The organism is Saccharothrix stipae (assembly GCF_054781895.1).
On record NZ_BAAGTN010000005.1, the window covers coordinates 597,957 to 609,566 of the forward strand.

General features: G+C 71.3%; 10 protein-coding genes and 1 tRNA gene. 8 read left to right on the forward strand and 3 right to left on the reverse strand.

Translation table 11 applies throughout. The features are described from left to right. Positions 1–34 precede the first annotated feature (34 nt). On the reverse strand, positions 35–1,237 hold the full coding sequence (locus ACYVLT_RS11725) for a L,D-transpeptidase (RefSeq protein ID WP_461120142.1): 1,203 nt from the start codon (positions 1,235–1,237) through the stop codon (positions 35–37). Positions 1,238–1,471: 234 nt separating this feature from the next. Between ACYVLT_RS11725 and ACYVLT_RS11730 the strand changes: the two genes are divergently transcribed. Beyond that, positions 1,472–1,544 (forward strand) — tRNA-Lys (locus ACYVLT_RS11730). A 196-nt stretch (positions 1,545–1,740) separates the two neighbouring features. Beyond that, a complete protein-coding gene (locus ACYVLT_RS11735) occupies positions 1,741–2,862 on the forward strand; it encodes a hypothetical protein (RefSeq protein WP_461120143.1) in 1,122 nt (373 codons plus the stop codon). Between the two features lie 24 nt (positions 2,863–2,886). Here the strand turns inward: ACYVLT_RS11735 and ACYVLT_RS11740 are convergent, their stop codons facing one another. After that, a complete protein-coding gene (locus ACYVLT_RS11740) occupies positions 2,887–5,046 on the reverse strand; it encodes an ATP-binding protein (protein ID WP_461120144.1) in 2,160 nt (719 codons plus the stop codon). Between the two features lie 157 nt (positions 5,047–5,203). Next, positions 5,204–5,812 carry a hypothetical protein gene (locus ACYVLT_RS11745; protein WP_461120145.1) on the reverse strand — a complete coding sequence of 203 codons (609 nt, stop codon included), beginning with the start codon at positions 5,810–5,812 and terminating at the stop codon, positions 5,204–5,206. A gap of 153 nt (positions 5,813–5,965) precedes the next feature. Here ACYVLT_RS11745 and ACYVLT_RS11750 point away from each other — a divergent pair, with 153 nt between their 5' ends. From ACYVLT_RS11750 to ACYVLT_RS11775, 6 genes are all read left to right on the forward strand, one after another. Beyond that, positions 5,966–7,078: a DUF2786 domain-containing protein gene (locus tag ACYVLT_RS11750; RefSeq protein ID WP_461120146.1), complete on the forward strand. Its 1,113-nt coding sequence runs from the start codon at positions 5,966–5,968 to the stop codon at positions 7,076–7,078. A gap of 47 nt (positions 7,079–7,125) precedes the next feature. Continuing rightward, the gene (locus ACYVLT_RS11755; RefSeq protein ID WP_461120147.1) at positions 7,126–7,842 is read left to right on the forward strand and encodes a hypothetical protein; all 717 of its coding nucleotides are present in this window, start codon (positions 7,126–7,128) and stop codon (positions 7,840–7,842) included. 130 nt (positions 7,843–7,972) lie between these two features. Beyond that, a complete protein-coding gene (locus ACYVLT_RS11760; RefSeq protein WP_461120173.1) occupies positions 7,973–8,359 on the forward strand; it encodes a very short patch repair endonuclease in 387 nt (128 codons plus the stop codon). Between the two features lie 13 nt (positions 8,360–8,372). Then, positions 8,373–9,461 (forward strand): DNA cytosine methyltransferase, encoded by a 1,089-nt coding sequence (locus ACYVLT_RS11765; RefSeq protein ID WP_461120174.1) that lies wholly within the window; start codon positions 8,373–8,375, stop codon positions 9,459–9,461. Between the two features lie 48 nt (positions 9,462–9,509). Beyond that, positions 9,510–10,040, forward strand: a complete 531-nt coding sequence (locus tag ACYVLT_RS11770) for a hypothetical protein (RefSeq protein ID WP_461120148.1) — start codon at positions 9,510–9,512, stop codon at positions 10,038–10,040. A 39-nt stretch (positions 10,041–10,079) separates the two neighbouring features. Beyond that, the gene (locus ACYVLT_RS11775; RefSeq protein ID WP_461120149.1) at positions 10,080–10,355 is read left to right on the forward strand and encodes a GlsB/YeaQ/YmgE family stress response membrane protein; all 276 of its coding nucleotides are present in this window, start codon (positions 10,080–10,082) and stop codon (positions 10,353–10,355) included. Positions 10,356–11,610 lie beyond the last annotated feature (1,255 nt).

Below are 11,610 nucleotides of genomic sequence, written 5' to 3' on the forward strand. Positions count from 1 at the left end.
CGCCTCTGGCCTCTAACGCCTCGGCGCGCGGACGTCAGCGGTTGCCCTTGGTCCACTGGTCCCACGGGATCTGCCAGTCGCCGTAGCCGTCCCAGGACTGCAGCACCGGGCCGCCGGAGTTGGTGACGACCACGATGTCGCCCTGCTTGGAGTTGTCGAACACCCACTTGGCGTTCTCCGGCGACAGGTTCAGGCAGCCGTGGCTGACGTTGCGCCTGCCCTGGTCGCCGATCGACCACGGCGCGCTGTGGAAGAAGATGCCCGAGTTGGACATGCGGTAGGCCCAGTCGACCGGCGTGACGTAGCCGCCCGCCTCCAGCGAGAGGCCGTAGGTGCGGGAGTCCATCACCATGTGGGCGTGCTTCTCCATGAGCACGTAGGTGCCCGTGGGGGTCGGGTTCTGCGCGTCGCCCATCGAGGTCGGCATGGTGCGCACGACCTGGCCGTTGACCTTGGTGACGACCTGGTGCGTCTGGCCGTCCGCCTCGTGCACGACGGCGTCGCCGATCGTGGTGTTGATCACGCGGTCCTCTTCGCCGTAGACGCCGTTGCCCACGTGCTTGCCGTAGACCTTCGCGTTGATCGTGATCTTGGTGCCCGGCGTCCAGTAGGCCTGCGGGCGCCAGTGCACGGTCTTCTCGTCGAACCAGTAGAAGGCGCCCTCGACGCGCGGTTGCGTGGTGATCGAGATCATCGCCTCGGCGGCGGCCTTGTCCGCGATCGGCTCGTCGAAGTAGAACGCGAGCGGCTGGCCGACGCCGACGGTCGTGCCGTCCTGCGGGTTGACCGAGAGGTAGGTCAGCGTGCGCGGCTTGACCGTGGTGAAGGTGGAGGTCTTGGTGACCGCCTTGCCGTCCGCGCCTTCGCCCGTCACGGTCAGCGTGTAGGCCTTCTGGTAGCCCAGCGGTTCGGTGTTGGTCCACTGGAGACCGTCGGGGCTCAGCTGGCCGGCGACCGCCTTGCCCTCGGGGTTGGTCAGCGAGACCGAGGTGATCTTGCCGTCGGTGGCCGTGGCCACGACCGGCACGCCGGGCGCGACGTCGACCGCCGCGTCCGCGGGGCCCGTGCTCAACGACACCGGCTTGGGCGGCGGCGTGGACGACGTCGAGGTGGACGTCTCACCGGCGGCGCCGTTCTCGGTCGAGGCCGAGCCGGACGAACAACTTGTGATCAACGTCGCGACGAGCCCGATCGCGACGATCCCCAGCGCTCCACGCGCCCCCCGCTTGCGGTCCATCCCCATCCTCCGGTTCATCCCCAGAACGCCATGACTGCCTGCAACAGGAGTCCGCTGGCGTCCCCTGACAAGGGGACGCCTGAAGGGTTGACGATGTTGCCCGAGATGCTGGATCGTTACCAAGGCGAAGTTCCCCCTGCACCAGGGCGGCACACCTGCCCTGACCAGGCGATTGGGAGCCCGGTCGGACGCTGTGCTAATGTTCTCCGCGTCGGACAGCGCAAGAGAGTCCGAGCGCCGCTAGCTCAACTGGCAGAGCAGCTGACTCTTAATCAGCGGGTTCGGGGTTCGAGTCCCTGGCGGCGCACAACACAGCAAGAGGGCCACCATTCCGGTGGCCCTTTCGCTGTTTATGGTGCGAGTACCACTAAACACCTCTGCACACCGGCCGTCCCCTTTCTTCGGACCCCGGAGTGGGGGAATCGCATGGCACGTCCAGAGTGGCCGCGGGTACCGATCGGGCTCGACGCCCCGCGCTGGGTCAGCCGCACCGGTGTCGATCCGTGCTCGCCGTCGTGCACACCGTCACCAGTGGTCAGCGGTTGCTGGAAGCGGTCGAGCTCATCGAGGACGACACGCGGTTGCAAGTCGTCCTCACCCAGGCGCCGGACGTCTTCGGCAACGGTGTCGCCGACTTCCTGCGGTCGACCGGTGGAATCGTGTTGCCGTGGGAGATGGCGACGCGCGAGGAGTTCGACCTGGCGATCGCGGCGGCTCACGGCGGATTGGACGAACTGCACGCGCCGCTGATGGTGATGCCGCACGGCGCCGGTCACGGCAAAGCCTTCGCCGCGACCGGCGGGCCGGTGGTCTACGGATTGGACGCGCAACGACTCCTGCACAACGGCCGTGTGTTGGCGAGCGCTCTCGTGCTTTCCCACGACGAAGAGCGGAAGGTGTTGCACCGGCAGTGCCCGGAGGCCCTCGACGTGGCGGTCGTGGCGGGTGACCCGTGCTACGACAGGTTGGTGGCGAGCCTGCCGCACCGCGACGCGTACCGGGCCGCGCTGGACGACGACCCCGGCCGACCCGTCGTGGTGGTCAGCTCGACGTGGGGACCCGGTTCGCTGTTCTCCCGGTTCGAGGACGTGCTGCCGCGGTTGCTCCACGAACTGACACCGCAGGGCTTCCTGGTCGTCGGGCTCGTGCACCCGGCGGTGTGGTCCGGCCACGGTCGGCGGCAGGTCGAGGCGTGGCTCGCGGCGTGCCGGGACGCGGGCCTCGTCCTGGTCCCACCGCAGGAGGACTGGCGGGCCGCCGTCATCGCGGCTGACCACGTGGTGGCCGACCACGGTTCGGTCGGCGTGTACGCGGCGGCCATCGGACGACCCGTGGTGCTGGTCGACGCCCCGGAGCCCGCCGTCGTCTCCGCCGGATCAGCGCAGGAGTTGCTGCGCCGCTCCACGCCGCGACTGGACGTGGGATCGCCGATCCGACCGCAACTCGACCGAGCGGCGGAAAGCGCTCGGCGGGTGAGCGAGGTCGTCCGGGAACGGCTGACGTCGAGGCCGGGTTCGGCTGCTGCGGACCTGCGCCGGATCATGTACGGACTTCTCGACACCCCGGAGCCGGCGCACTACCGCGCCGTGCCGCCTGTTCCGCGACCTCAGGGGAAGCCGCGCTGACCAGCCGCCCGCCGGGCACGCCGGTCAGTCGCGGCGTCGTGCGGCGTCGTCGTCCGGCCCGCGGAACCGCTGGGCGACGTCGACAGCCCGGGACCCGATGTCCGTGTAGAGCCGCAGAGCCTGCCTCCAGTGCTCGATTGCCCGTTCGCCCGCTCCCTGGCGCTCCGCCGATTCGGCGAGCAACTGATGGCACTCCGCCATGCCCTCCTTCGAGCCGAGCGCGCGGAGAGCGCTGAGAGCGCGGTCCGCGGTGCGGTCGGTCGACGGCAGGTCGTCGGCACGCAGGTACGCCATGGCTCGGGCCACCACGACCCGCGCCTCGTTGTACGGATCGGGCGGATCCAGGTCGCGGAACCGCGTCGTCGCCTCCTCCAGCGCCCGCAGCGCCTCGTCGGTCCGGCCGAGCCCGGTGAGCACCCGGCCGAGGTTGATCAGCGTGAGACCGAGGCTCCGCCAGGCGCTCAGCTCGCGGTTGATGGCGGTCAGCTGCTCGAACAACCCGGCCGCTTCGGCGAGCCTGCCGCAGGCCACCTCCAGCAGCACCACCGCCTCCTCCGCGTCGGCGAAGCCACGCCGGTCGCCGATCCTCTCGGCGACCGCGGACGAGGCCAGCAGGTGTTCCTCGGCCTCGGCGAACCTGCCGAGGGTGGTGTACGCCATGCCGAGCCGCTTGAGCATGTCGGCCTCGGCGAACCTGTCCCCCCACCGACGCGCCGCGTCCACGCCACGCCGGTCGACCTCCAGGCGGTCGCGGTAGTGCTTGTGGTGGAGGAACAGCGGCCACAGCACATCGGACAGGTGCCAGGCCAGTGACCACCACCCTCGTTCCTCGGCGACCCGGCCGCAGGCGATCAGGTTCATCCGTTCCTCGTCCAGCCAGGCCAACGCCGACTCGTGGTCGTCGAACCGCGGGATCTCGTCGGCCGGAGCCGGGAACTCGTGGCCCAGCCGGCGCCGGTGGGGCGTGACGACGAGGTCGGCGGCCATCGCGCCGCGGAGGTACCACTCCACCATCCGCCGTTCGGCCCGCGCCCGTTGCTCGGCGTCGTCCTCGGAGTCGGCTTTGGTGCGGGCGTGCAGCCGCAGCAGGTCGTGGAAGCGGTACCTGTTCTCCCCGACGGACTCGACCAGGTTGCCGTCCACCAGCTCGTCCAACACGTCCGGCGAGACGCTTCCCTCGACCACCGACATCGCCACCATCGCGCCGAACTCCTGACCCGGGTGCAGTGCGAGTCGGCGGTAGAGCGCGGCAGCGGTCGGTCGGAGCGCCCGGTAGGACAGGTCGAACGTCGCTTTCACGGACAACTCCGGCGACACCGACAGCATCGACAGACGGCTTCGTTCGTCGCTCAGTTCGGCGACCACCTTGCGCACCGACCACATGGGTCGGCTCGCCAACCGCGCGGCGGCCACTTGAACGGCGATCGGCAGGCCGGCGCACATCCCGACCAACGACTCGGCGCGCTCGGGATCGGCGTCGACCCTGCGCTTGCCCACCAGCTTCGCCAGCAGCCGCAGTGCCGACCGCGAGCCGAGCGGACCGAGGTCGACCAACGACGCGCTCTCCAAGAGCAGGCCGGTCAGCTTGTTGCGGCTGGTCACCAGGACCGAGCTGAACGGCGAGTTCGGCGTGAGCGGGCGCACCTGTGCCGCCGAGTACGCGTTGTCGAGCAGCACCAGCAGCTTCTTGTCCGCGGTCAGGGAGCGGTAGAGGGCGGCCTGTTCGGCGACCTCGACCGGGACCTCCCGAGCAGGCACGCCCAGGCTGCGCAGGAACAGCCCGAGCGCGTCCTCGGGTGATATCGGGCTCGATCCGCTGAAGCCGGCGAGGTCCACGTAAAGCTGACCATCGGTGAACCGGTCACGCGCACCGTGCGCCCAGTGCAGCGCGAGTGCCGTCTTGCCGACGCCGCCCGGACCGCTCAACGTCGCGAACATGCGAGTTCCGTTTCGCGTACTCGCGGTCAGCACCTCGTCCAGTTCCGCCAATTCGGCTGTGCGGCCGGTGAAATGCGCCGGAGCGGCCGGCAACTGACGAGGTATGAGCGGAGAGCCTGGTGGTGCCGCGTGGAACGTCACGCCACCGTGCACCACCCCTGCCTGCAAGGCACCGCCCGGCATCGCACCGGACAGCGTGTTGTGCACACCGTTCCCACTGTTTCGCGCTTCGCCCGGATTGGGCATCGACTGCCCCCATGGCGTGTCACTCGGACCCACGGACCAAGCGTATGTGCCTGAAGGCGCTCAAGAGCTTGCGCGCCTGGGGGAATTCCGCTGCGATCGGACCAGCGCGGACGGTGACACCGATCACTCGAATACGAATTCTGCGGTATCCAATGTCCTATCCGAATGCGAGCGCGATGCGCCGACTCGCCAGCAGTCGGGTGCGCTGGACGTCCGGGTCAACGGCGGAGTCGCCGTTGCGGTCCAGGCGGTCGTAGGACTTGGCCAGCAGCCAGTGGGCGGCCTCGGCTCCTATCGGGGTGAGCGGGCCCTGGTCGGACAGGCGGGCGCGGGCCGTGGTGACGTCCCTGGTGACGAAGGCGGTGCGGACGACGCCGCCGGACAGCTCGTCGATCAGGAACACCATGGCGTGCTCGGCGGTGGCGAACGTGTACGCGCAGATCAGGGCCAGGTAGCCGGCGTCGATCGAGCGGTCGCAGATCCAGGCTCCGCCCACGGTCAGCGGTGGGCCCGCCGGGGTCACGGCGCTGGCCGCCCACTCGCGCGGGCGGCCGGTGAGCACGGCGGCCAGCACGCGCAGCAGGGCGTGGTTGCGGCGGCTGGGCAGCGACACGGCGTGGTCGATCAGCCCGGCCCAGAACTCCTCGTCCGGCCGGACGTCGGCGACCGCGCTGCTGACCGTCAGCTCCGCCTCCAGCGGGTCGAGGAGCTCGGGCAGGGCGCGGCAGCGGCGGATGACCCGTCGTTGTGCCGCGGTCAGTGGCATCCCTTGTGGACGGTGTACCACCACGATCGGCCGCCGCTTCGGGGCCTGCGTCTTCCGGCTCACCGCGAGAGGCTGGCACGTCGGGGCACCCGTCGGGCCGCAACGCGCACCGGCTGCGGCGACACCACACCCGAAAGGGGACAATCGGCGGTTGTGGACTCCCTGCGCGAGGTGTTGTGGCGGGCCGCGGCGAACCGCCGGGCCGGACTGCCGCGCACCTCCTCCCTCCCGCCGGCCGAAGTGGACGATGCGGTGCGGGCGGTGTTGAGGCGCGCCTTCGAGCACCTGTGGGAGCACGGCTGGCTCCCTTACGACGTGTACGAGATCGTGCGGCGCAGTGAGGACGAGCGCGCGCTGTCGTTCCTGGTCGACTCGTTGGCGCTGGAGGCGTCCCGGTACTCGGCGTTGCACCCGCGTTGGCAGGAGCAGCTGGCCGAGATCGAAGCGACGGTCTGGTGGGACACCTCACAGCCGCACGTCGACCAGTGGGCGCGCAGGCACATCGAGTTGCGCGACGACGCCGTGGCCGCCGCGGTGGCGGTGCTGGCGGTGCTGATCACGTTGCCCGCCCTGGCGGTGATCGTGCCGAAGCCGGGCACCCCGCTGGCCGCGATCGCCCACCACCACGTCGACCCGAAGATCCTCAACCGGGTGCGCGGGCTGTTGGCAAAGGCCGAGTCGACGGCGTTCCCGGACGAGGCGGAGGCGTTGTCGGCCAAGGCGCAGGAGTTGGTGACGCGGCACGCGTTGGAGCGGATGCCCCGCGAGGCGCCGACCACCACGTCACGCCGGTTGTGGCTGGACAAGCGGTACTTCGACGGCAAGGCGCAGGTGGTGCACGTGGTCGCGGAGGCGAACCGCTGCCGGGCCGTGGTGTACGACCTGGGGTTCGTGGCGTTGGTCGGCGAGGAGCTCGACCTGGAGATCGTGGAGCTGCTGTCGGCATCGCTGCTGGTCCAGGCGACGCGGGCGATGGTCGCGGCGGGTGAGAGGGCGCGCAAGGGTGACGAGGCGCGCTCTGCTGCGTTCCGCAAGTCGTTCCTGCTGTCTTATGCGCACCGGATCGGGGAACGGCTGCGTGCAGCCAACGAGGTGCCCGACGACGACCGGCTGCTGCCCGTGCTGGCGGAACGCAAGAAGGCGGTGGAGGAGTACTTCGGCGCGATGTTCTCCAGGACCGTCGCCAAGACGACGCCGGTGCGCAGCGCGGCGGGCTGGGACGCGGGCCGTTCGGCGGCCGACCGGGCCAACCTGTCGATCACCTGACCTGCGGTTTCCCGGGACTGTCGGTGCCCGTCCGTACCCTCTGCGTCATGACCACCGCGATGGAAGTGCGCAGGCTGTTCAACGTCACCCAGGAGACCCGGTTCCGCTTCAACCACTGGTACAGCAAGCGGAAGCACGTCGTTGCGCACGTGATGGCGCACGAGTCCGCGGCGGTCCACCGGATCACCGCCGACGAGGTCGAGGCCGCGTGCCGGAGCGCGCCGCGGCCCGGTCCGACCGACGTGCCGGAGATCCGGGACTGGCGGCCCGACTTCGCCTTCACCCACGTGGCGCACCACGTGGTCGAGGTGCTGGGTCGATTACCCGGCTGGCCGGAGTTCCGCGAGTTCTGCGAGGCCGACGAGCGGGCGCGGGCGATGTTGTGGACGCCGGCGCGCGAGGTGATCGCCGAGGTGGGGCCGGAGGGTCGTTCGGCCCTGCGCAACCGCGTCGTGTCCGACTTCCTCGGGTTCCTGCGGGACGTGTACGTGGTCGCCGTGCTGCGCGGGCACGGGCTGGACGTGCGGGTGCACCCGTTGGCGGACACCGTGTTCGAGGTCGACGCGTGGGTGGAGCGGCTGATCCTCAACCCGCGCGGCGGTCCGCAGCGGTCGCACGACCTGTTGGTGCACGCGATGCCGCCGTTCTTCTTCTCCGATTTGGGGATCACCGAGTTCAGGCAGGTCGGCGCGGCTCTGCTGCCGTCGCGCACGCAGCTCGACCGGGCGGCGCGGAGGCTGCGGGACGTGCTGCACCCGACATGAGGGAGGTTGCGAGCGAGTTGTCCGACGCAGTGCTTCGGACTCGTGCCACGGCGCGCGCCGGCGAGGCGTGGGCATGAGCCATCATGGCCGGGTGCCGAACCTGGAGACGACGGACGACGTCCGCGCCCGGATGAGCAAGCAGCGGTCCCGTGACACGGGCATCGAGGTGGCGTTGCGGCGCGAACTGCACCGGCTCGGGCTGCGCTACCGGGTGCACCAACGTCCGGTGCGCGCGGTGCGGCGTGAGGCGGACGTGGTGTTCGGGCCCGCCAAGGTGGCGGTGTTCGTGGACGGCTGCTTCTGGCACGGCTGCCCGGAGCACGGCACGTGGCCCAAGCGCAACGGCGAGTTCTGGCGGACCAAGATCGAGACGAACCAGGCGCGTGACGCGAACACCGACCAGGTGCTGGCGGAGGCGGGGTGGATCGCGGTGCGGGTGTGGGAGCACGAGGACCCGGTCGTCGCGGCGAGTCGGGTGCGGACCACGGTGTTGGGCCGGCGCGGTCGGCTAGCCTGAGCTCGTGCTGTCCATGATCGACCTGTTCGCCGGCTGCGGCGGCATGACCGCCGGCTTCGCCGCGGCGGGCGGCTACCGGCCGGTCATGGCGGTCGAGTGGGACCTGCACGCGGCGGCGACGTACGCGGCGAACTTCGGCGAGGACCACATCCGCTGGTCCGACATCGCGGCCGTGCCGGACGACGCGATCCCCGAGGTCGACGTGATCGTGGGCGGCCCGCCGTGCCAGGGGTTCTCCAACCTGGGGTCGAGGGACGTCGACGACCCGCGCAACTCGTTGTGGCGGGAGTACCTGCGGTTCGTGCGGCGGGCCCGGCCGGCGGTGTTCGTGATCGAGAACGTCGACCGGTTCCTGGCGTCGACGGAGTTCGCGCTGCTCCAAGCCGAGACCGAGGGGTACGAGCTCAGCCACGGCATCCTGCTGGCGGCGGATTTCGGTGTGCCGCAACGGCGTCGGCGGACGATCGTGATCGGCTCGCGGATCGGGCGGATCCCGTTGCCCGCGCCGACGCACCCGCGTGGGCGCTGGCACACGGTGGGCGACGTGCTGCGGGGCCTGCCGGAGCGGCCGGCGACGACCGCCTTGCCGGACTCGGTGGTGGAGTTCTTCGGGCGCGAGCTGCCCGGGCCGTTCAAGAGCCCGCAACTGCACATCGGCCGCAACCCCACGCCGATGTCGTTGGAGCGGTACCGCCACATCCCGCCGGGTGGCGGCCGGTTCGACCTGCCGACCGAGCTGCTGCCGCGGTGCTGGCGGGAGAAGAAGACCGGCACGACCGACGTGATGGGCCGGATGCGGTGGGACGAGCCGTCGTTGACCATCCGCACCGAGTTCTACAAGCCGGAGAAGGGCCGCTACCTGCACCCGCAGTGGGAGCCGGGTGAGGGCGGGCACCGGGTCGACCGACCGATCACGCACCTGGAGGCGGCGCGGCTGCAGTCGTTCCCGGACACGTTCGAGTGGTGCGGGTCGAAGATCGAGGTGGCCAGGCAGATCGGCAACGCCGTGCCGCCGTCGCTGGCCAGGGCCATCGCCGAGCATCTCAAGCCCTACCTGACGGGCACCGAGCCGACCGCGCCGAGTTGCCCGCTCTGCCACTGACCCGTCGTCGGCCCGGAATTGTCAGACCCCTCCACTACCGTCATCACCATGACGACAACCACGTATGAGAACTCGGTCCGCATCGGCTCCACGACCTACCAACTGGTGGCCACGGCCGACCCCGGACTGGTGGTGGACCTGGCCGGCGTCGACTCGTCGGGGGCGTTGGTGGCCGAGGGCGCCATCCGCCTGCCCGCGGACGCCGGCGCGAAGATCGGCAAGCTGCTCGCGCAGGTGCTGGAGGCGTTGGGCAGGCTCAGCACGCCGTCGACCGCCTCGGCGAGGGACCGTCCGGCCAACGCCAACCAGCCGTGGAGCCAGGACCTGGACGACGGCCTGCGCGCCGACTGGCTGGCCGCGACCCAGGACATCCCGACCGCCGACCTGATCCGTTCGATCGCGAAGCGGTTGGAGCGCTCCCCCACCTCGATCAGGTCACGGCTGGCGAAGGTGGGCTGCGATCCCGACGTGCCCGGTCGGGCGTTGTCGGAGGAGGGGGCGCGGGTGTTGCGCGTTCAGGGTCGGGATCAGGGGCGGGTCAGGGGCAAACCCGATTCGGGAGGGGAGGGCGGGCCGTGATGCTCGTGGTGGACGCGTAGGGCGAGGAAAGGACCTCTCGTGGAGATCACCGGGCTCATCTCGGCGCTGATCATCGGCGTGCTCATCGGCGGCCTGGGGCGGCTGGTCGTGCCGGGCAGGCAGCAGATCTCGATGGTGATGACGCTGCTGGTTGGCATCGCGGCGGCCCTGGCGGGCACGTTCGCGGCCTCGATCCTCGGCGTGTCGAACACCTCGGGCATCGACTGGATCGAACTGGCCCTCCAGGTCGGCCTGGCCGGCGCCGGAGTAGCCACCCTGGCCCGCAGGAGGTCCCGCCAACCCAGTAACCACTGACACCACCCCACCCCAGCCACGGGCACAGACCCCGACCAACCCAGCCAGGCCACCCGGTCCAACCCCGGCCGGCCCGCCTCCACCCTCCCACCCCGCCGACCAATCGCACCAAGCCACCGCCACCACGGCAGGCCCCGGCTCGGCGGGTGGACCGTGCCGGGCCCGACCCGCCCCACCCGAGCACGGCACGCCGGGCACACCTGGCGTGGCCGGGCCGGGCCGGGCGGGGCGTGGCCGGGCGGGGCGTGGCCGGGTCTGGCGGGGCGGGGCGTGGGCTGGCCGGGCGGGGGCGGGGTTGGGCGGGCTGAGCAGGGCTGAGCGGGGGCGGGGTCGCCCCGCACCACTCGCCCCCGCACCACTCGGCCCGGTGCCTACCCGGTCCGGCCGGGCTCGACTCGGCAAGCCTGGGCTCGGCAAGCCTCGGCTGGGCTGGGCTCGGCTGAGCTGGGCTGGGCTCGGCTGGGCTCGGCTGGGCTCGGCTGGGCTCGGTGCGGTGCGGCTCGGTGCGGTGCGGCTCGGTGCGGTGCGGCTCGGTGCGGTGCGGCTCGGTGCGGCAAGCCTGAGCCGGCTCGGCGCGGCTGGGCACGGTTGGGCTCTGAGCCCGGCCAGCCTCCGCCACGCCTTCCGCCCAGCGAGCCGATCGCGCCAAGCCACCGCCACCACGGCCGGGCTGGCTGCCCGGGTGGGTCGTGTCGGGCCCGACTCGACCCACCCGGGCACGACACGCTGGCACGGCTAAGCCCGGCTGGGTTGGGCTGGGTACCGCTCGCTGGGCCGGGCTCGGCGCGCACGGCACGGCTGGCTCGGCTGGGCACTGCTCGGTTGGGCAGGGCTCGGCTAGGTACAGCACGGCTGGGTACGGCCGGACTGAGTCCGGCTGGGTTGGGCTGGGCTGGATACGGCTCGCTGGGTCGGACTCGGCACGGCTGGGTGGGTACTGCTCGGCTGCGCAGGGCTGGGTACCGCTGGGCTGGGTACCGCTGGACTGGGTACCGCTCGGTTGGGGCTGAGCCCGGCTGGCGCTGAGCCCAGCTGGGGTGAGCCCGGCTGGGCTGGGTGCGCTGGGCTGAGGACCCGCCTAGGTGAGCCGGGACTCGGCTCGGTCGGGGCGGGTACCGCGCGGCTGAGGCCCGGCCAGCCCGGTTGGGCTGGGGTGGGTAGAGCTCGGCGCGGTTGCGTTCGGTTGCCGGGTGTGGCGCGGGTGGGGGCGTTGGAGAGGGGTTGGCACAGGCGGGTGGGTTGAGGGTGGGGCGAG

Bases quoted from the DNA above. Each gene is read 5' to 3' on its own strand.
- ACYVLT_RS11725 (WP_461120142.1), bottom strand. From the start codon at position 1,237: ATGGACCGCAAGCGGGGGGCGCGTGGAGCGCTGGGGATCGTCGCGATC.
- ACYVLT_RS11740 (WP_461120144.1), bottom strand. From the start codon at position 5,046: ATGCCCAATCCGGGCGAAGCGCGAAACAGTGGGAACGGTGTGCACAAC.
- ACYVLT_RS11745 (WP_461120145.1), bottom strand. From the start codon at position 5,812: ATGCCACTGACCGCGGCACAACGACGGGTCATCCGCCGCTGCCGCGCC.
- ACYVLT_RS11755 (WP_461120147.1), top strand. From the start codon at position 7,126: ATGACCACCGCGATGGAAGTGCGCAGGCTGTTCAACGTCACCCAGGAG.
- ACYVLT_RS11760 (WP_461120173.1), top strand. From the start codon at position 7,973: ATGAGCAAGCAGCGGTCCCGTGACACGGGCATCGAGGTGGCGTTGCGG.
- ACYVLT_RS11765 (WP_461120174.1), top strand. From the start codon at position 8,373: ATGATCGACCTGTTCGCCGGCTGCGGCGGCATGACCGCCGGCTTCGCC.
- ACYVLT_RS11770 (WP_461120148.1), top strand. From the start codon at position 9,510: ATGACGACAACCACGTATGAGAACTCGGTCCGCATCGGCTCCACGACC.